Annotated in this window: 19 protein-coding genes; 9 read left to right on the top strand and 10 right to left on the bottom strand. The window is 39.7% G+C overall.

Translation table 11 applies throughout. The features are described from left to right. Positions 1–12 precede the first annotated feature (12 nt). Entirely contained in the window at positions 13–1,857 is a 1,845-nt protein-coding gene (locus MKJ01_RS06530) for a chloride channel protein (RefSeq protein ID WP_241612735.1), read from the top strand. A gap of 68 nt (positions 1,858–1,925) precedes the next feature. Here the strand turns inward: MKJ01_RS06530 and MKJ01_RS06525 are convergent, their stop codons facing one another. From MKJ01_RS06525 to MKJ01_RS06515, 3 genes are all read right to left on the bottom strand, one after another. Continuing rightward, entirely contained in the window at positions 1,926–2,870 is a 945-nt protein-coding gene (locus MKJ01_RS06525; RefSeq protein WP_241612733.1) for an aldo/keto reductase, read from the bottom strand. A gap of 140 nt (positions 2,871–3,010) precedes the next feature. Beyond that, the gene (locus MKJ01_RS06520; RefSeq protein ID WP_241612731.1) at positions 3,011–3,823 is read right to left on the bottom strand and encodes an anti-sigma factor; all 813 of its coding nucleotides are present in this window, start codon (positions 3,821–3,823) and stop codon (positions 3,011–3,013) included. A gap of 1 nt (position 3,824) precedes the next feature. Beyond that, entirely contained in the window at positions 3,825–4,394 is a 570-nt protein-coding gene (locus MKJ01_RS06515; RefSeq protein ID WP_241612729.1) for an RNA polymerase sigma factor, read from the bottom strand. A 275-nt stretch (positions 4,395–4,669) separates the two neighbouring features. On the opposite strand from MKJ01_RS06515, the gene MKJ01_RS06510 reads away from it, so the two are divergent. From MKJ01_RS06510 to MKJ01_RS06500, 3 genes are all read left to right on the top strand, one after another. Beyond that, positions 4,670–5,239 (top strand): fasciclin domain-containing protein, encoded by a 570-nt coding sequence (locus tag MKJ01_RS06510; protein ID WP_241632539.1) that lies wholly within the window; start codon positions 4,670–4,672, stop codon positions 5,237–5,239. Between the two features lie 83 nt (positions 5,240–5,322). Beyond that, positions 5,323–6,030, top strand: coding sequence for a ferritin-like domain-containing protein (locus MKJ01_RS06505; RefSeq protein ID WP_241612727.1), 708 nt, complete (start codon positions 5,323–5,325; stop codon positions 6,028–6,030). A 26-nt stretch (positions 6,031–6,056) separates the two neighbouring features. Further along, positions 6,057–6,884 (top strand): ferritin-like domain-containing protein, encoded by an 828-nt coding sequence (locus MKJ01_RS06500; protein WP_241612725.1) that lies wholly within the window; start codon positions 6,057–6,059, stop codon positions 6,882–6,884. Between the two features lie 295 nt (positions 6,885–7,179). Here the strand turns inward: MKJ01_RS06500 and MKJ01_RS06495 are convergent, their stop codons facing one another. The 6 genes from MKJ01_RS06495 to MKJ01_RS06470 form a co-directional block, all read right to left on the bottom strand. Beyond that, positions 7,180–7,887 carry a DUF421 domain-containing protein gene (locus tag MKJ01_RS06495; protein WP_241612723.1) on the bottom strand — a complete coding sequence of 236 codons (708 nt, stop codon included), beginning with the start codon at positions 7,885–7,887 and terminating at the stop codon, positions 7,180–7,182. A 110-nt stretch (positions 7,888–7,997) separates the two neighbouring features. Continuing rightward, positions 7,998–9,278 (bottom strand): adenosylmethionine--8-amino-7-oxononanoate transaminase, encoded by a 1,281-nt coding sequence (gene bioA, locus MKJ01_RS06490; RefSeq protein ID WP_241612721.1) that lies wholly within the window; start codon positions 9,276–9,278, stop codon positions 7,998–8,000. A gap of 14 nt (positions 9,279–9,292) precedes the next feature. Beyond that, the gene (gene bioB, locus MKJ01_RS06485; protein WP_241612719.1) at positions 9,293–10,288 is read right to left on the bottom strand and encodes a biotin synthase BioB; all 996 of its coding nucleotides are present in this window, start codon (positions 10,286–10,288) and stop codon (positions 9,293–9,295) included. Next, complete coding sequence (gene bioD / locus MKJ01_RS06480) at positions 10,275–10,898, bottom strand: dethiobiotin synthase (protein ID WP_241612718.1); 624 nt, start codon at positions 10,896–10,898, stop codon at positions 10,275–10,277. Before bioD ends, bioB begins: the two co-directional genes overlap by 14 nt. 54 nt (positions 10,899–10,952) lie before the next feature. Further along, on the bottom strand, positions 10,953–12,059 hold the full coding sequence (locus MKJ01_RS06475; protein ID WP_241612716.1) for a pyridoxal phosphate-dependent aminotransferase family protein: 1,107 nt from the start codon (positions 12,057–12,059) through the stop codon (positions 10,953–10,955). Beyond that, the gene (locus tag MKJ01_RS06470; RefSeq protein ID WP_241612714.1) at positions 12,052–12,675 is read right to left on the bottom strand and encodes a hypothetical protein; all 624 of its coding nucleotides are present in this window, start codon (positions 12,673–12,675) and stop codon (positions 12,052–12,054) included. Before MKJ01_RS06470 ends, MKJ01_RS06475 begins: the two co-directional genes overlap by 8 nt. Before the next feature lie 64 nt (positions 12,676–12,739). Here MKJ01_RS06470 and MKJ01_RS06465 point away from each other — a divergent pair, with 64 nt between their 5' ends. The 5 genes from MKJ01_RS06465 to pdeM all read left to right on the top strand — a co-directional run bounded on the left by MKJ01_RS06465 (position 12,740) and on the right by pdeM (position 20,332). Further along, positions 12,740–14,221 carry a PLP-dependent aminotransferase family protein gene (locus MKJ01_RS06465; protein ID WP_241612713.1) on the top strand — a complete coding sequence of 494 codons (1,482 nt, stop codon included), beginning with the start codon at positions 12,740–12,742 and terminating at the stop codon, positions 14,219–14,221. Between the two features lie 184 nt (positions 14,222–14,405). Further along, positions 14,406–15,440 (top strand): ligase-associated DNA damage response exonuclease, encoded by a 1,035-nt coding sequence (locus MKJ01_RS06460; RefSeq protein WP_241612711.1) that lies wholly within the window; start codon positions 14,406–14,408, stop codon positions 15,438–15,440. Positions 15,441–15,559: 119 nt separating this feature from the next. Further along, on the top strand, positions 15,560–17,140 hold the full coding sequence (locus MKJ01_RS06455) for an ATP-dependent DNA ligase (RefSeq protein WP_241612709.1): 1,581 nt from the start codon (positions 15,560–15,562) through the stop codon (positions 17,138–17,140). Between the two features lie 55 nt (positions 17,141–17,195). After that, positions 17,196–19,643, top strand: a complete 2,448-nt coding sequence (locus MKJ01_RS06450; RefSeq protein WP_241612707.1) for a ligase-associated DNA damage response DEXH box helicase — start codon at positions 17,196–17,198, stop codon at positions 19,641–19,643. 44 nt (positions 19,644–19,687) lie between these two features. Next, complete coding sequence (gene pdeM, locus MKJ01_RS06445) at positions 19,688–20,332, top strand: ligase-associated DNA damage response endonuclease PdeM (protein ID WP_241612705.1); 645 nt, start codon at positions 19,688–19,690, stop codon at positions 20,330–20,332. On the opposite strand, the gene MKJ01_RS06440 is transcribed toward pdeM, so the two are convergent. Then, complete coding sequence (locus tag MKJ01_RS06440) at positions 20,333–20,854, bottom strand: GNAT family N-acetyltransferase (protein WP_241612703.1); 522 nt, start codon at positions 20,852–20,854, stop codon at positions 20,333–20,335. Position 20,855: the final 1 nt, after the last annotated feature.

Raw genomic sequence — 20,855 nt, 5'->3', positions numbered from 1 at the left:
ACATTCATATCGGTGAATATTCATCATAAAAAAAAATTTCTCAGCTTTCTTAAGTTTAAAAGGGACTTTCAAAAATACGGACTTGAAAAGGCACGTAGCTATGAGCTTATTCTTCATTGGCTCAGTAACAGACTGAGCAGGAGTCAATTCCTTGTGCTATCCGGTATTTTGGTGGGCTGCACAGCAGGTTTGGCAGGAGTGCTTTTAAAAACCCTGGTTCATAATATCCACCATTTCATTACAACAGAGGTTCATTTTGAATATCAGATCTTATTTTACATTATTTTTCCTTTTTTAGGGATTGTACTGACGGTTATGATCGTTATGTCCATATTTAAGGGACAGGACCGAAAAGGAATCGGGGTTATTCTTTATGAAATTGCCCAGAACTCAAGTATTGTTTCTTCAGTAAAAATGTATTCCCAGATTATCCAGAGCGCTATTACGGTAGGATTAGGAGGCTCTGCAGGACTGGAAAGTCCGATTGCCGTTACGGGTGCAGCTATCGGTTCCAATTATGCCCGGACCTACCGTTTAAGCTATAAAGAGCGTACTCTATTGCTGGCCGCTGGTGCTACCGCAGGGATTGCTTCCGCTTTCAACGCTCCTATTGCAGGAATTATGTTTGCTTTCGAAATCCTGCTCACCGGAGTGGTTTTTACAGATTTCATTCCTCTTGTCGTAGCGGCGGTCTGCGGAAGTTTATTGTCCAGAGTTCTGCTTCAGGAAGATGTTCTTTTCAGGTTTTACACCAGAGAGGCATTTAATTATAAAAACCTTCCGTATTATTTCATATTGGGAATTTTTACAGGTCTGTATGCCAGGTATTTTGTCGTTATTTCTCAGAAAGTTGAACATTTTATTAAAGGATTAAAAATGTCTCCACTCAGAAAAGCGATGTTCGGCGGTGCTGTTCTGTCAATGCTTTGTGTTCTGTTCCCGCCTTTATTCGGTGAAGGATATGACACGGTTAAAGCTTTTACCAACGGGAATACCCATACGATTATAGAAAACAGCTTTTTCAGGTATTTTGAAATTAAGAATTTTACCATTATTATTTTCCTGATCCTTGTTCTTTTGCTGAAAGCTTTTGCTACCTCCTTTACCATTTTCAGCGGAGGAAACGGAGGTAATTTTGCGCCTTCCCTTTTTGCAGGGGGAACGGTTGGATATCTTTTTGCAGTAATATGCCAGCAAATCGGTTTTGATGAAGTTCCTGTTACCAATCTTGTCCTGGTCGGGATGGCAGGTGCCATGAGCGGAGTCATGTATGCGCCGTTAACCGCTATTTTCCTGATTGCAGAGTCGAGCTTTGGGTATGACCTTTTCATTCCTTTAATGATCGTTGCTATTATATCTTATCTTATCGCAAAATGGTTTTCACCTATTTCACCCGAACTGAAATCACTGGCAGACCAGGGGAAAATCTTTACGAGCAAGCATGACAAAAATTTATTATTCTCACTGAAAACAGAAGATTTTATTGACCGCTATTCGCAGGTAATCGATGAGGATGCACCGATCACGGATTTATTCGGGCTGGTGAAGAATGGTAATAAAAATATCTTTGCCGTGGTGAATGATGATAAAAAGTTAAGGGGTATTTTAACTTTGGATGATATCCGCCCATATCTGTTTGCTGAAGAAAAAATATCGGCAACGATCATTCAGATCATGAAAGCACCGCCGGCCATCATCCATCCTGAAAATCAGCCGTTGGAGATTCTTCAGACTTTTGATGATACCGGAGTGTGGAATTTACCGGTGGTAAATGATCAGAATATATTTATCGGATTTATTTCAAAGTCTACTATTCTGATGAGTTACCGCCAGCTGCTGAAAGAATATTCTGATTAAAAATATCAGATTTTAAATAATAAAAGCCGCTCAAATGTATTTGAACGGCTTTTTTGATGGGTAAATAATTATCGGCTTACGGTATTGAGAATCTCAATATCTTGAGTACCTAATTCCAATTTTGGAGCGTCAGATAATGTTTTCAGTTGAGATGAGTTGGTTGCACTTACAATCGGTGCTGTAACCAAAGGATTGGCTAACAGCCAGGCCAATGCTACTGCAGCAGGTTCAGAGTTATAAGCTCCACTGATTTCATTTAAAGCCTGCAGGACTTTCAACCCTTTTGGATTTAAATATTTTCTTGCTCCTTCTCCACGCTGGCTTTTAGACAAATCATTTTCATCACGGTACTTCCCTGTTAAAAATCCTGAAGCCAAAGACCAATATGTAAAAACACTTAAGTCGAATTCATCGACAAACGGAGCGTAATGGGTTTCAAATTTTTCTCTTTCCATTAAATTGTAATGAGGCTGGAGTGCCACATATTTCGGAAGATTATTTTTCTCTGAAACTTCAAAAGATTCTCTGAGCCTTTCAGGAGAAAGATTGGAAGCGCCAATATAACGGACTTTCCCGGCTTTTATAATTTCATCATAAGCGGATAAAGTTTCTTCAACAGGAGTTTTATTGTCATCAAAATGAGTATAATACAAATCGATGTGATCAGTCTGAAGGCGTTGTAAAGATTCGTCAACAGACTTCAGGATGTGCTTTCTGCTGATGTCAAAACCATGTTCTTTTGTTCCGGAACCGACTTTAGTGGCAATGACAAGGTCATTCCTGTTCCCGCGGTTTTTCATCCATTTCCCGATGATTTCTTCAGATTGCCCGCCTTTTCCGTTCACCCACCAGGAATAAGTATCGGCAGTATCTATAAAATTAAAACCTTCAAGGGTAAACCGGTCTAAAATATCAAATGACTGTTTCTCCTCCAGTGTCCAGCCGAAAACATTCCCTCCAAAATTAACCGGCGCCACCGAAAGGTCGGTGTTTTTAATTGTTCGTTTTTTCATAAAATAATGATTGATGAACTTAAAGATAAGGATTTTACTTTGGTTAAGAATATCATATTCTCCAATATCAATAGGTCCGACAATAAAAAAGACCAGCTTTTGCTGATCTTTATATGATATATTCTGTTTTACAATTCAGATTAGGTTTCTCCCATCACATACATGTTTTCCATGGTTGGAACCGGACTTCCCCCTTGTTTCTCAAGAGTGATCGCAAAAGCCTGGGCATTCGGTATATTTGCTAAGGCGATCCTGCTGTCCTTGTCAGCAGTATACATTCCTGCATTCACCGGCTTTCCGTCTGCAATAGCCCAAAGCTGGTACTGCATGCCTTTAGGTGCTTCGGGGAGGCTTTCTGCGTTCAGGTAAACTTCTTTTGTTTTTTTATCCCAGAAAACCATCGCTTTGGAATCCGTATGCTTCTCAACACCTTTCAGTATGACCATCTTCATATCCGGATTGGTAAACATATCCATTTTCCTGTTCATTTTCTGCATAGCCAGATCCTGAGACTGTTTTTCGGTTTTCATGGCTGCCAGCTGGTCTTTCATTTCAGACTGTGTATTCATCCAAAATAAATTTCCCGCCATGCTGATCAGAAACAGAACTGATGCTGCAATTGTATATGATTTCCAGTTGCTGTTCTTTTCTATTTTTTTATCTTCACTAGGTTTGGCTGTAGAAATATTCGCTGCAGGAAATAAAGAACGGTGATCTTCAATATTCTGTTCCTGCTGGATTTTGTCCCAAATCTTTGATTTCAGATCAACAGGAGGTGCCACAGCCTGAGCCGTTGCAAGATCTTCCATTGTTTTCTGTGCCTCTTCGAAAGCAGCTTTTACTTCAGCATTATTCTTTATCACACACTCCAAAATGCCTGCCTCCTCTGGAGAAGCAAGACCTAGAATATAAGATTCTATAATTCCGGATGATATGTATTCTTTAGTGTTCAATTTATTGATAATCTTTTAACAAATCCTTTAATTTCATCAGTGCATTCCGCATCTTGGTTTTAACGGTGCCCAGAGGAATTTTCAGCTTTTCGGATATTTCATTCTGGGTGTATCCCTGATAGTATGCCAGGTCAATAAGTTCCTTTTTATCTGTATCCAGATTTTCAAGTACTTTACTAAATCCTATAAAATCTGATGCGTCATGGGTCGTCGAAAGTTCTGCAGAGTTATATACGAAATCGGGAATAGATTGGTTTTTAAGCTCATTCTGGAAGCCTTTCGATTTTAAATAATCTATAGCGGTATTTCTTGCAATATTGATCATCCAGGTATAAAACCTCCCTTTCGATGGATCATATTGATGGATAGAATTCCAAATTTTTACAAACACATCCTGAATAATGTCTTCGGTGTAATCTTTTGACTGAACGATCCGGAGAATGATACCGTATAATGCACCTGAATAGTGTTCATACAGATAATGAAAACCATTTTCGTTTTTCTCTTGTAATAAAACGATAAGTTGCTCTTCCGAATAGTTTGTTTTAATAGCGAATAATTTTCTTTTCAAATATAATGAAAAATTAAAACAATACCGAATGATAAATTAACTTTTAGACACAGCATTAAAATTAAACAATTGTTTATTATTGACAATAAAAAAGCTTAATCATTAATAATTTATAAAAATAAAATAAAAAAATAAGTTAAATTTTAAAAATATGTTTCTGATTAATAATTGATTAAAAATTAAATCAAAGATTTTAAATCTGAATCAGAAATTCACTCGTAGATAATAACAACGACAAAAGAAATTCAGATTAATAATAAATTAAAAATCAAACAATGAATACAAAATCAAAAATTGCAGTGTTAGGAATGGTAGCTTTATCATTCGCATTCAGTGGAAATGCAGCTGCACAGACAATAAAAGAAAAGACGGTTATGGTAGGCGGCGCAGCCATGTACCCTTCTAAAAATATTATTGAAAACGCAGTTAATTCCAAAGATCATAAAACTTTGGTAGCCGCTGTGAAAGCTGCAGGCTTAGTAGAGACTTTACAGGGTAAAGGGCCTTTTACTGTACTCGCTCCTACTGATGAAGCCTTCGCAAAACTTCCTAAGGGAACCGTAGAAAGTCTTGTAAAACCGGAAAATAAAGCAATGCTTACTAAAATTTTAACGTACCACGTGCTTCCGGGAAAATTTAGTGCTAAAGAAATCTGGGCTGCCGTAAATGCAAATGGTGGAAAAGCAATGATGAAAACTGTGGAAGGTGAACAGTTAACGTTCTGGACAAAAGGAAAAGATTTATACATAAAAGATGTTAAAGGCAATGATGCTAAAGTTACCATTGCTGATGTCAATCAGTCAAATGGGGTGATTCATGTTATAGATACGGTTTTGATGCCGTAATGGTTTGTAAGTTATGAAACAGCATAAAAATTTTATGCTGTTTTTTATTATTCAGCACAAATAACACTTAAACAAATTATATTATGAAAAAAACAATTCAGGTTTCTAACCAGGGAGCTACGTTGGATACCAACAGAAGAAACTTCCTAAAATTAAGCGGTGTCGGGTTGGCCATGGCCGGGCTTACCCTGATTGGGTGCAATGACAGTGATTTTGAATTTATTGACAGTAACGTTTTCGATCTTGGAAAAGGTGATGTAGGTATTTTAAATTATGCCTATGCGCTGGAACAGCTCGAAGCTGATTTCTATACCAAAGTGGTCAATAATTTCTATTCCGGAATTTCCAGTGTTGAAAAAACCCTTCTTACAGACCTTTACCATCATGAGGTCATTCACAGGGATTTTTTCAAAGCAGCGATCAGCGGAGCAACTTCCAATGTTTTGCCAACGATGGAATTTCAGTATCCTGGTGTGAATTTCAACAGCAGGGATTCTGTGCTTGCTACTGCAAAAGCATTGGAAGACACAGGCGTAGCAGCCTATAACGGTGCCGGAAAATATATTACAAATGCAGATTATCTGGTTGTTGCCGGGAAAATCGTATCTGTGGAAGCACGGCATGCTGCAGCCATCAGAGACCTGATTAGTCCGGGAACGGCAGCATTTTCAGGAGATGATGTTATCAATTCCAACGGACTGGACCTTGCAAAAGAACCTAAGGAAGTTGTAACAGCAGCAGGAGGATTTTTCAAAACTCCGTTTACCTGGAAAGAACAAGGAATCGGTTAATTTATCACCTCACAAAAATTTACATTATGAACATTCTAAAACTATTAGATAAGCTTTCTGACGATACATTCTTCACAAAAGAATCATCCAGATTAGAAACACTCACCCACATTTCTGAATTCGGCAAAAAAGCAGCAGTTTCCTCTATTCCTTTAGGATTAGGAGCATTAATGACCACAACCAGTACAGCAAAGGCACAGACCACTACAGCAAATGAGACGGGAAATACGAATAAAAGTGCATTAACCGATGCTCTTCAGCTTGCATTGACTCTTGAATATCTGGAAGATGAATATTATTCGATCGGATTGAGTACAGCAGGATTAATTCCCAGCACTGACCGGCCAGTTTTTATGCAGATCTCAAAGCATGAAACAGCGCATGTTGCCTTCCTCAAAAGTACACTGACTTCACTGAATGTAATTCCCGCAGCAAAACCCAACTTCGATTTTACAGCAGACGGAGCCTTTGACCCTTTTTCAGATTATGATCAGTTTCTTACACTTGCCCAGGCATTTGAAGATACTGGTGTAAGAGCTTATAAAGGTCAGGCAGGCAACGTTATGGCTAACAAAACCGTATTGCAGGCAGCTTTGCAGATCCATTCCGTAGAAGCGAGACACGCCTCACAGGTGAGAAGGATGAGAGCCAATAAAGGATGGATTGAACTGGCTGACGGCGGTGGTATACCGACAGCCGTAAATGATAAAGTATATATAGGAGAAGATTTTACGATGCAGTTGCCGAATTTTAATGCAGCTACAGCATTCGGGCCTGAAGCAGGTTCTGCTGCGTATGATGAAATTTTAACGGGAAGTGCTGCTCAGGCGATTGCAGCGATGTTTATTGACTGATTTAATTTCTTAATATTAGGTGTGTCCCTTTCCGAAATCGGAAGGGGATTTTTTTGAATTGGTAATGATACATTATAATTCATCAGATCCATACTGAATTAGAAAATTTTATTCTGTTCTCCATATGAACCTCTTTAATTCACTTGAGTTAATGATATAAAATCGGAGGTAATAAATTTTATAAATATATATTATGCTATGCTTAACATATAATAATATTGACTATATTAGTGCCGAAATAATTTTTTTTCATCATTTGTGTTTTTTTAGGCTCCTGAAAAGGGGTCTTTTATTTTTAGGTAACCCTTTTCCTGTTACTCGCTTCTATCCATTTATCTTTTTTGCATTTGCAGCAGGTTCCGGCATTTCCAATATTTTTCTCTTCGGTATGTCCACAGAAGGTACATGAATAAAATCCTTTGGAATGAATGGATTTTAATGGATTTTCAAGTGAGCCCGGCATAATGGGAAGTCCGTATTGTACCTTTTCGTCTTCAAAGTAAAAGACACTGATTTCTCCTGATACTTCTTCAATGGCTCTTTCGATCTGACCCAGCTGTGAAATTCCTTTTAGTCTTAATTCAGCAAAGAATTCGTCGCTCCCCAAGTTTTCTTTTTTAAAATTTTCAATAGAAAACTCACCTTCTTCAATGAGGCAAATTGATTTTCCTTCTAATAATTTTTCAAAAATCTGGCTTTTGCCGATCATATAGGTCACAAAACTATACAGTAAAATAATGACCATAAAAACAATTATGGAAGAGGCGATCCCAACCTCTTTATAGAACATCGGGTCTCCAGCTGCTGAACCAAGTCCTATAATAACTACCAACTCAAAAAGGGACAGTTGTTTTACGCCTCTTTTTCCCAGTATCCGAAGACCAATGATGATTGTTAAAAACATAATGAAAGTACGCAGGACGATTTCTAAAAGAAACGGCCATTCTTCCTGCCCCATTAAGAATTCCTTCCATTCAAGCTGCAAAAGAAATGTAGATATCATAAAGATGATTTACGGACTGGTGTTCAAAAAATACGCCAATAGATAAGATTCATAACGGCCAAAAGATTATTTTCCTGTTTCAATAATTTGCTTAACCGCTAATGCAGAGATTACATATCCATCATCAACTTATCAAGCACCTCTGAAATATGCTGATAAACAAAATAAAGCTCTTCACATGTGATACAGTATGGCGGCACAAGATACATTACATTCCCTAAAGGCCGCATGATGATTCCCCGATTTATAAATTCTTCATACAAAATTTTACCAATATTATTGAAATAGGATGTTTTTCCATCCGTTTTAAAATCCCATGCTAAAATAGTTCCCGCCTGCCGTACATTTTCAACCTGCGGATGCTTGCGTAAAACCTGCGAAAATAATAAGTGCTTTTCAATGATTTCCTGAATATTCATCAACGTCTGATCCTGAAGCAACAGCTCCATACTGGCAAGGGCGGCCGTACAGGCCAGCGGGTTTGCCGTAAATGAATGACCGTGAAATAAAGTTTTGTACTGGTCATCAGACAGAAACGCATTGAAAATTTCTGCAGAACAGGTTGTAATTCCCATAGGCATGGTTCCACCGGTCAGGCCCTTTGAAAAACACATAATATCCGGTTTTTCTGACAACTGATCCGCTGCGAAAAGGGTTCCCGTTCTTCCGAAACCTGTAAATACCTCATCCTGGATCAGCAGAATGTCCTGCTGCCGGCAAAATGCCATCAGCGCAGAAAGGTCTTCAGCATGATGCATGAGCATTCCCGCAGCTCCCTGTACCAGAGGTTCATAGATAAAGCATACGGTTTCATCAGCAACAGATTTGACCTGGGATTTTATATTCTCAAGATTTCCGGCGTGTGGAGGATCGATATACACGACTTCAAAAAGCATTTCTTCAAAAGGCCTGGTCCATACACTTCTCCCACTTACTGACATCGCTCCGAATGTGTCACCGTGATAGGCATTTTTAAAAGCCAGAATCTTCTTTTTGCCTTTTCCATGGTTATGAGAATACTGTATGGACATCTTCAGTGCTACTTCCACAGCGGTAGAACCATTATCGGAATAAAAAGCTTTGTCCTGGTTTGCAGGCAGGAGCTTCAGTAAATTTTCAGACAGCTGAACAGCAGGTTCATGCGTGAATCCTGCAAAAATAACCTGTTCCAGCGTATTTAACTGCTCGGAAACCCTTCGGGCAATATACGGATGAGCATGGCCATGCAGAGTTACCCACCAGGAAGAAACTGCATCAATATACATTTTCCCTGATGTATCGTAAAGATAAATTCCTTTTCCATTCACAATGGGAATGACCTCTCCTGCCGTTTTCATCTGCGTATACGGATGCCAGTTCACCGCTTTGTCACGTTCCTGTAAATTCATCATAAGTCACTATTAATTTAACAACCAGTTGAGCAATCTGCTTTTTCTCTTTTCATAGGTTTAAGCCCCAGCGTATTAAGCATCTGCATATCTTCGGAAACACCCGGGTTTGGAGTGACCAGCAGCGTTTCTTTTTCACCTGTAAAGATAGAGTTGGCTCCGGCCATAAAACACCAGCCCTGTTCAAATTCAGTCATTTCTATTCTTCCTGCGCTCAGGCGCACCATAGAAGAAGGCATAATGATCCTTGCTGTGGCAATCATTCGTACCATTTCCCAGGTATCGGTCTTCTCATGATGTTCAAGCGGCGTTCCCTGTACTCTTGCCAATGCATTGATCGGGACGGATTCCGGATGTTTTGGCATGTTGGCTAATGTTAAAAGCATAGAAACCCTGTCGGCATGAGTTTCCCCAAGTCCGATAATTCCTCCGGAACATACGGTAATTCCGGCTTTACGAACATGGTTAATGGTATTGATCCGGTGATCAAAAGTTCTGGTCGAAATAATTTCTTCATAATACTGTTCAGAAGTATCCAGGTTATGATTATACGCATATAAACCGGCTTCCTGAAGCCGGATGGCCTGTTCTTCCGTCAGCATTCCCAATGTGCAGCACACCTCCATGCCAAGATCATTTACACCCTTCACCATATCGATAACCCGGTCAAAATCACGATTATTTCTCACTTCCCGCCATGCTGCAGCCATACAGAAACGGGATGAGCCACCTTCTTTTGCTCTTTGGGCATGCTCAATAACCTGTTCTGTAGGAAGTAATGCCTGAACTTTAATATTGGTATGGTATCGGGCAGCCTGTCCACAGTACGAACAATCTTCCGGACAGCCGCCGGTTTTTATTGACAACAGCGTTGACAGCTGAACTTCTTCAGGATTATGCCATTCACGGTGAACCGTAGCTGCTTTATAGATTAATTCCAGGAGCGGAAGATTGTAGATTTCTTCTATTTCTTCTTTTATCCAGTTATTTCTTACCTGTTTATTTAAATTCATTGTATTCTGTTTTAATTAATGTTACGGTATGATCTATACTTTCTTTTGTTAAGTCTTTTATTTCAGGGATCCTGATAATTTTTGTTCCAACGGGAATATGCTTAAGAATAATATTCTGGGTCTCAGTAGGAAAATCTCCGTTAAGAATCAGATATTCCAGCCGGATCTGTTTTTCGCCCAAAGCCATAACGGATAACAAAGAGTGGTTGATGCAGCCTAAATAATTTCTGACCACTAAAGCGACCGGGACATCTAATTTTTTGACCAGATCAATCATGCAGTCCCTGTCATTTAACGGAACCAGTAAACCACCTGCCCCTTCTATGATTAAATGGTTTGAAGTATCCGGAACACTGAACTCCTCAATATCAATCCGGATTCCTTCTTCAGAAGCTGAATGATGGGGTGATGCCGCAAGTTGTAGACAATAGGTTTCCGGATGACAGAAAACATTCTTTTCCGTCCATTTACTGACTTTCATGGTATCCGAAAATAGCAGGTCACCTGACTGAACCGGTTTCCAGTAGTCAGCTTTAAAGTACCGGGTTAAAACAGCCGAGCAAACCGTTTTGCCAACTTCAGTGTCGATTCCGGTCACAAATAATTTCATTGTATTAAATGTTTTATGTATCGTAATCTTTCATTTAGAAAATACCTGGCTGCCTCAGATAAATTCTTTAATTATTCCAGCCAGTTCTGTAATTTCTTCTTCTGTATTAAAGCTGTGAAGGCATATCCTTAACCGCTCCGCTCCCTTTTTGACCGTCGGACTAAAAACAGCATATGTTAAAAATCCTTTTTCTGATAAAATCTGCTGCAGATCTTTTAATCTGGCATAATCCGGAATAACAACAGCCTGAACCGGACTGTTTTCTGAAGAAGAAGTCTGTATTTCCAGTTTCCTGAAAACCTTAATATTATCCTTAAGCTGAGCAGACAGATAACTGTTCCTGCTCAAAAAGTCATATCCTGCCTTTATACTTTCCCATAAAAAGTCCTGAGATGCAGTCGTGTATATGAAAGGAGAAGCAAAATTAATAAGATAAGATTTCATCGTATTCCGGGAAAGAATTGCTGCTCCATGCACACCGAGAGCTTTTCCGTAGGTTACAGTTACCGCAAGAACCTTTTCCTGTAAATCAAGCCTGTCAACCAGACCATATCCAAACACTCCGAAAGCATGTGCTTCATCGACAATCAGTCCTGAGTTGTATTTTTCTGCAACTCCAGCGATTTCCTGAAGCGGGGCAAGATCACCGTCCATTGAATATAGACTTTCAACAGCAATATAACAGGGTCCGTTCTGCCGTCTTAAAATATCCTCTAAATGTCCGCAGTCGTTATGCCTGAACTTTAATTTTTTAGCATGTGACATTCTACAGCCGTCATGCACCGACCGATGTACCTGTTCATCAACAATGATTGTATGGTGACGTGTCGGTAATGTTGAAAACAAAGCCAGATTTGCCTGGTAACCGGAACTGAAAAGCAAAGCAGATTCAAACCGGTGTTCTTTTGCAATATGAAGTTCAGCTTCCATAACAATATCGGAGTTTCCGCTGATCAGTCTGGATCCGGTACTTCCAGATAAAAGCGTTGGATTTTTTATAATCTTTCCCAAGAGAATATTGTGAAATTCCCTGTTTTTAGCCAAGCCTAAATAGTCATTGGAATAAAAATCCACACCATTCAATTGTGGTTCTATATTTCTCAGTGTTCCATCGTGCTTTCTTCTTTCCAAAGCTTTATCAAAATGAGATAGATCAGGCATAATCAACAGATAAAACTTCTTCGACTATGGCTTCGATCCACTGTTTATAGAGATGCTTTTCAAAACATGTTATTATTTCAGCATGTATCTTCCAGTCTTCTGAAAACGCATCAAGCTGGCAAATCATTTCCTCCAAATGCCCTTCTTCTTCCACAATAATTGACCTGACCATAATTTTTGATGCAGCTTTTGTCAGGGCCTCCTGATAAACAGGATATAATTCATCAGCCCGGACTTCAATAGCATAGGTTACAAAAAGATAAGCTGCATACTTAAGTTCATCTTTTGTCAGACTAAAATTTCGCCGAAGGTACCGGCATGCTTTCATGTCAAGTGCATGGAGATACTGACGGGTTGCAAAGGCTGCTAAAAGTTCATCTTGCTGATAGCCACTGCATAAGTCCGGATTTATTTTCCGTATCTGTTTTTTAAGATAGTAGGCATGCCGGTGTTCTTCCGCAGCATGTTTCAGCTGGATCAGGCTAACCTTTTCCGAATGTTCACAAGCCGAAATTTTTTTTGCTCCTGCATTTTCCATAAATGAAAGAGTGTTCAGCCATTTCGCATGGGTTTCAGGATGAGTAACAATTTTTTCAAGAAGATGATAAAACTTCATATATCTTTATTTTGTTCAAAACTAGTATATTGCCGGATGGTTTATCAGTGCCAGTTTTAATATTATGGATAGTCCGGTTGAGATTCCTTACAGAAGTTTTGTTCTCATTGACAGGATTTCGGAAACTTCAGTGTATATGCAGATTGCTAATCAATTGATTAATGCGATCCAAAGAGGCTATTTGCCATTCGGAACCAAGCTTCCCGGAAGCAGGGCTTTGAGTAAGATTCTGGAAGTTCACCGGAATACAGCCATTTCAGTTTATGATGAATTACTGGCCCAGGGCTGGGTAGAATGTCTTCCTAATAAAGGAACGTTTGTTATCGGGGAACATTTGGGAAAATCACTATCCCTTAAAGAATTCAGAGATGATCACTTGGAACATTATCCAAAAAAAACGGGATTCAAGTTTAAAATTTCGAATATTCTCGACAATCCATTTGAATATTCAAGATGTCAATACAGCTTTAATGACGGATCTCCTGATATCCGCCTGACGCAGATTGACCAACAATCCAGAATATACAGTTCAACATTAAAAAGAAAAGCTCATAAAACCGGCAATTATAATCAGGACGGGAGCGAATTTTTTAAAGAGAATCTTTCAAGGTATTTAAATTTATCAAGAGGGCTGCCTATTACAAAGAATAATCTTCTTATTACGCGCAGTACGGAAATGAGTGTATATATTGCTTCTGAAATTCTTTTATCGGAAGGAGATATTGTTCTCGTAGGCAACTTAAGTTATTTTTCCGTCAATATGATTTTTCAGAAAACAGGAGTCAGGGTGATGACGGTTTCCGTAGATAAAGATGGTATTGATGTGGATGAAATAAAGAAAATCTGTACAAAGCAAAAAATCAGGATGCTCTATATCACTCCTCATCACCACTACCCAACCACCGTTACCCTGAGTGCACAACGCAGACTGGAATTATTAAACCTTGCTGAAGAGTTTGGTTTTATCATTCTGGAAGATGATTACGATTATGATTTTCATTATGACAAAAGTCCTATTCTTCCTCTTGCAAGTGCAGATACAAACGGAATGGTTATTTACATCGGATCTTTCGGGAAATCTCTGGCCCCGGGTTTCAGGACGGGATTTATTGTGGCGCCTGAAAATCTGATGGCCGAAATGCGAAAATATCTTGGGATTATAGACAGGCAGGGAGATGTCCTGATGGAACATGTTCTGGGCGAACTGATTGCAGAAGGGGAAATTAATAGATACTTAAAGAAATCCATCAAAATTTATCAGCAGCGTCGGGATTATTTTGCACAATTGATCAGGGAAAACCTCGGCGATTATCTACAATTTGAGAAGCCGGCTGGCGGATTGGCCATCTGGGCAGAATGGAACATTCCTCTAAATCTTATGCAACTTGCCAAGGATTGCTCAAAAAATAATCTGTTTATTCCCAAAACTCTGCTCTATCAGAATAAAAACCTTACCGCCATGCGTTTAGGGTTCGGGCATTTAAATATTGAAGAGATGGAAAAATCGGTCGCCATCTTTTCCGATGCCATTAAGATGCTTTGCTGATGATCAGTTTGTGGAATAGAAGTCCGGATTTAATTAAAAATGTTAAAAAGGAATCAGTAAATTAGTATATCGCAAAAATTAATTATTCAGGCAGGATACGAGTTTATCTTATCTTTCGGACAAAGTTATAAAACACTTATTTTTTGGTTAGGTTTTTGAAGGGTACATCTAAATCTATTTACCCTTGAAACTAATCACATTTACCAATAAAGGCATTTATTGTCCGCAGGGAAAATTTTATATTGACCCGTGGCGGCCGGTAGACCTTGCTTTAATCACACACGGACACGCTGATCACGCCCGGTGGGGAATGAAGAAATACCTTTGCCATCATTTTACAAAACCCATCCTGCACAAAAGAATCAGTGAGGATATTGAATGCCAGAGTGTGGAATATGGTGAGATTATTAATATGAACGGTGTAAAAGTTTCACTCCATCCGGCAGGCCATATCATCGGTTCAGCGCAGATCCGTCTTGAATACAAAGGCTATGTAAGTGTAGTTTCCGGAGATTATAAAGTACAGGATGACGGCTTAAGTACGCCCTTTGAACTGGTAAGATGCAATGAATTTGTTACTGAAAGTACCTTTGGACTTCCGATTTACAACTGGCTGGAAGTGGAGGATCTTAATAAGAGAATGCAGAATTGGGTGCTCAGAAATAAAGAAAACCAGAAAACATCAGTATTCATCGGATATTCCTTAGGTAAAGCCCAACGGATTATGAAAGCAGTGGAAGGACTTGGGAAAATCCATGTCCACTACTCCATCGGAAAACTGAATGAAGCTTTTGAAAATGTCGGAATCGAACTTCCGGAATATGAAGTTCCTGATTTCAGGGAAAGTGTGAAACATGTACAGGATGATATTGTGATTGTCCCGCCAGCCTTATTAGACAGCAATGTCATAAAAAAGATCCCGAATCCGGCGACGGCAATCTGTTCCGGCTGGATGCAGGTACGTGGTGCCAGAAGATGGCGCAGTGCAGATGCCGGGTTCCCTATGAGTGACCATGCCGACTGGGGCGGCTTGCTGCAGGCTATAAAAGCTACGGAAGCAGAAATTGTTCATGTGACACACGGTCAGACCGAAGTTTTCTCAAAATATTTAAATGAAATCGGGATCAAATCTGATGTCGTAGAAACGCTCTACGGCGATGATGAAGAGGAAAATGATAAAGAAACTGTTGAGAATACTGAATCTTCCACAAAAGATTAGATATCTCTTCAAACTGAATATGAACAATTTAACATTGATGAAAAGCTTTGATATTGATTAGGGTTTAACCTCCTGTAATAAATCAAAGATTCGTGACTAACAAATTATACGGTTAACTTATGAAGCATTTCGCAGAACTGATCAATGCCCTTGAAAGTACCAATAAAACCAATGCTAAAATAGATGCAATCATCGATTATCTGGAACGGGCTCCAGATGACGATAAAGTATGGTTTATTGCGCTCTTCACCGGTAAAAGGCCGAAACGGAATGTCAATACAAACTATATGAAAGAATGGGCGCTGGACATTACCGGACTCCCTTTCTGGCTGTTTCAGGAAAGCTATTCTTCCGTAGGAGATCTTGGAGAAACCATTTCATTGATCCTTCCGCCGCCAACTGAAAAAATCGAACGCACCTTATCTCAGTGGATGAATGATATTATCAGTTTAAAAGGAATGCCTGATAATGAAAAAAAAGAGTTTGTATTACGCTCATGGAATGGACTGGACTACACAGAGCGATTGATTTTCAATAAATTATTAGGAGGAAGTTTTCGCATCGGAGTTTCTGATAAGACCCTGATCAATGCTTTGACAAAATTTTCGGAACAGGAATCCAGCACCCTGATGCATAGCCTCATGGGAAAATGGGCGCCGGATGAGGTTTCATTCCAGGAGCTTATTTCTGCAGAGAATATTAATCCTGACAATTCAAAACCTTACCCTTTCTGCCTGGCCTATCCTTTGGAAAAAGAGCTGGAAGAGCTTGGAGCTCCGGATGAATGGCTCGTGGAATATAAATGGGACGGAATCCGCGGCCAGATTATCAGAAGAAATGACGAAGTTTTTATATGGTCGAGAGGTGAAGAGCTGATTACCGAACAGTTCCCTGAGATAACGGAAGTGGTTCAGCATATGAAAGGCAATTTTGTGATTGACGGAGAAATACTCGCTGTTAAAGACAACAAAGTATTAAATTTTAATGAATTACAGAAGAGGCTTAACAGGAAAACCCTAACTAAAAAAATGCTTTCCGAGATTCCGATCCAGGTATTCGCGTATGATATCCTGGAACTGGAAAATACCGACCTGCGTGAAAAGCCTATTGCAGCAAGACGAGCCATGCTGGAAGAATTGCTGTTAAATGAAAGCCCTGAAAATATACAGCTTTCCCAATCTATTGATTTTAAAAACTGGGAAGATCTCAACCAAATCAGAGAAAAGTCCCGGGACATTAACAGTGAAGGTTTAATGCTGAAGCAAAAGAATTCTTTTTACCATTCCGGACGTAAAAAAGGAGACTGGTGGAAATGGAAAATCAATCCGCTGACTATAGATGCAGTGTTGATCTATGCACAGAAAGGAAGCGGACGGCGAAGCGCTTACTATACCGATTATACATTTGCCGTAAAAAACGGTGATGCGCTGGTTACGATTGCCAAAGCCTATTCCGGACTGACAGATAAGGAAATTATGGAGGTCAGCCGTTTTGTGAACAAAAATGCCATTGAGAAATTCGGTCCGGTCCGGACAGTTAAAGCAGAACTTGTTTTTGAAATTGCATTTGAAGGCATCGGATTCAGCAGTCGTCACAAAAGCGGCGTCGCGCTGCGTTTTCCAAGGATCCTGAGATGGCGGAAAGATAAGACAGCCGATGAAATCGATGATCTGGAAGAAATAAAAAAACTGATCCAGTAATTCATAATTTTTATTAACAAGAATTCCTTTATACATCTAAATAGAAAATTGTAATTTGGCTGCTTTTGAAGATACCAACGGATTTAATGTCATCCAGAACTGGATGGCAGATAAACGCATTTCCCCTTTCAGATTTCAGACGGAAACCTGGCGCAAATTCGGAAACGGATACAGCGGAATGGTTATTGCTCCGACCGGATTTGGAAAGACCTATTCCGTTTTTTTAGCTTTAATTACCGATTTTCTTAATCGTCCCGAAAAATATGAAAAAGGGCTGAAAATGATATGGATCACTCCCCTGCGTTCCCTTTCAAAAGATATAGCCAAAGCCATGCAGGAAGCGATTGATGAAATCGGGCTGGATTGGCTTGTCGGTGTAAGAAACGGAGATACGGATCCGAAAATACGGCAGCAGCAGGTCAGAAATATGCCTGAAGTATTAGTAGCTACCCCGGAGAGCCTGCACCTGCTGCTCGGACAGAAAAACCATCAGCGGTTCTTTAAAAACTTACAGGTTATTGTGATTGATGAATGGCACGAGCTACTGGGTTCAAAGCGTGGAGTCATGATCGAATTGGGTATTTCACAGCTCAGAAAGTATGTCCCTGAAATGAAAATCTGGGGAATTACCGCAACCATCGGAAATCTCGATGAAGCCATGGAAGTGCTGATCCCCTATGATATAAAGAAAACAACCGTTACTGCTAAAGAAAAAAAGAAAATCGATATTGTCCCGGTGCTGCCGGATGAAGTTGAAATTTTACCCTGGGCAGGACATTTAGGGCATAAACTTGCCGATAAAGTAGTTCCGATCATCCTGAATTCCAACTCTACAATCGTTTTTACAAATACGAGGAGCCAGAGTGAAATGTGGTACCAGCTACTGCTGAATGCGTATCCGGATTTCGCAGGCCAGATTGCAATCCACCACAGTTCTATTGATGCACATTTAAGGATCTGGATCGAAGAAAATCTAAGCTCCGGAAAACTGAAAGCCGTGGTATCGACCTCATCGCTGGATCTGGGAATCGATTTTAAGCCTGTAGATACGGTGATTCAGGTCGGTTCTGCAAAGGGTGTAGCCAGGTTTCTCCAGCGGGCCGGAAGAAGCGGGCATTCTCCTTTTGAAACTTCAAAGATTTATTGTGTGCCTACCCATTCCTTAGAGCTGATCGAGGTTTCCGCTTTGAAGGAGGCTGTTAAAAATAACGTGATAGAGCCCCGCGATCCGCAGGTATTATGTTTCGATGTGCTGGTTCAGTTTATGATGACTCTGGCGGTTGGGGATGGCTTTTATCCTTATGAAATGTACCCGAGGATTAAAGAAACGTTTGCTTTCCGGGAAATGAATGAAGAAGAATGGAAAGGAATCATTGATTTTTTAACGATAGGCGGCAAAGCACTTAAAAGCTATGAAGAGTTTCATAAAGTGGTCATTGATGAAAACGGACTTTACAAAGTGACTTCGCGGAGGATTGCCATGCTCCACAGGATGAATATGGGAGTAATTGTAAGCGATGCCATGCTGAAAGTGAAGTTTATTTCCGGCGGATATATAGGAATGGTCGAAGAATATTTTATTTCAAGATTAAAAAAAGAAGATAAATTTATTCTTGCGGGCCGGGTGCTGGAAGTCACGATGATCAAAGACATGACTGTATACGTAAGGGCAGCAAAAGGAAAAGCATACGCTCCAAGTTACCTGGGCGGAAGATTGCCTCTAAGCTCAAATCTGGGGCATTTTTTAAGGGAAAAGTTATCCGGAGCCCTTAACCCGAAAGCTTCTGAGAAAGAGCTTAAATTTCTTCATCCGCTGCTGGCCAATCAGGAAGAACGTTCGCACATTCCCAAAGATGATGAATTTCTGGTAGAACTGATTAAAAACAGAGAAGGTTATCATCTGTTTATGTATCCTTTTGAAGGAAGATTGGTTCATGAAGTGATGGCGGCCCTCATTGCATACCGGATTTCAAAACTGGCACCTATTTCTTTTTCCATGGCCATGAATGATTATGGTTTTGAGCTGTTCAGCGATAAAGAAATTCCTCTGAATGAAGAAAACCTTCACCGGATTTTAACCCGCGATAACCTTATGAACGATGTCATTTCGAGTATTAATTCTGCAGAAATGGCAAGACGTAAATTCCGCGATATTGCAGTGATTTCAGGTATGGTAGTCCAGAATTTTCCAGGCCAGCAGCGGTCAAATAAATCACTGCAAAGCTCAGCCGGACTGATTTTTAAAGTATTGGAAGATTATGACCCGAATAATTTCCTGGTAAGACAGGCTTACACGGAAGTTTTCAATATGCAGCTGCAGGAACAGAGGCTGGTGGAAGCATTCAAGAGGATTGAGCATTCAAAGATTATCCTGAAATATGCGAACTCCTTTACTCCTCTGAGCTTTCCGATTAAGGTGGACAGCCTGCGGCAGACCCTTTCGAGCGAAGATCTGGATTCAAGGATCCAGAAGCTCATTCAGCAGGCAAAGAAAGTAAGATAAAGATGACAAAGCAAGTGAATGAAGAATGATATTAAATCTTAACAATGAAAATAGTTACAAAAAATATAACGGTACAAAACGAAATTTTTACTTTAACCAATCAGAGAGCTTTATTCTGGAAAGAGCAGAAAGCATTGGTATTATCAGACCTGCATATCGGGAAAACCGCCCATTTCAGGAAAAACGGCATTGCCCTGGCGAACCAGATTATGAAAAATGACCTGGAACGCTTATCCATCCTAATTGAATATTTCCAGCCTGAAAAATTTTTAGTGGTGGGAGATCTGCTTCATGCAGGCGACAATTCAGATGTAGATGAATTTTGTAACTGGCGAAATCAGTATCCTGATTTACAGTTTTATCTGATCGAAGGAAACCATGACAGGATCTCTAAAAACCTGGAAGCTAAATTATGCTTAAATTCCAGGTCAAAATCCCTGGAACTCAATGAACTTGTTTTTGTTCATGATTTTGAAGAAAAACAGTCAAAACTTCAGGTAACAGGCCATATTCATCCTGGTTTTGTGATCCATTCAGCGGTAAAAAAAATTAAACTCCCTTGTTTTGTTCTTACAGATAACCAGTTGTTGCTTCCCGCTTTCAGTGAATTTACAGGACTGGATACAAAAAATCTTCCTAAAAACGGAAGATTCTATGTATTCACGGATGCTGAAATTTATGAAATTTAATTATTCTAAGTCTTTTCTCATCATCAGGTCGGTCTGTTGTTCACTGCCTAATCTGAAAATATGTTGATCAAATGTAACAAAGCCGTTTTTTTTATAAAAGGTAACAGCCCGCAGGTTTTCTTCCCAGACACCCAGCCAAAGGTATTTTTTATTTTCCTGAAGTGCTGATTCCAATGCTTTATCATAGAGCAGCTGACCAACCTTTTTACCGTGGTGGGAAGATTTCACATAAATTCTTTCAATTTCTATGGATGTTTCGTCCTGAAGTTCGGTCTGTGCATTTCCTGTATTTACTTTAAGGTAACCGATGGGATCCTGATCTTCCCAGGCTATGAAAAAATGAGAATTAGCAGTATTCAATTCCTGAAGCAGTTTCCCAGTCGAAAAACTCTCATCAAGATATGTCTGCATTTCATCCTCAGCATTATCTTTTGCAAAAGTTTCGTAAAAGGTTTCTCTGGCTAAGGCCTGGAGGGTTTCCAGCTCGTCAGCAGAAGCTTTACGTATATTAATTGATGCCATT

It is taken from the genome of Chryseobacterium sp. SSA4.19, from assembly GCF_022601875.1.
Taxonomy (GTDB): Bacteria; Bacteroidota; Bacteroidia; order Flavobacteriales; family Weeksellaceae; genus Chryseobacterium.
This window is presented reverse-complemented; position numbering and strand designations above follow the sequence as displayed.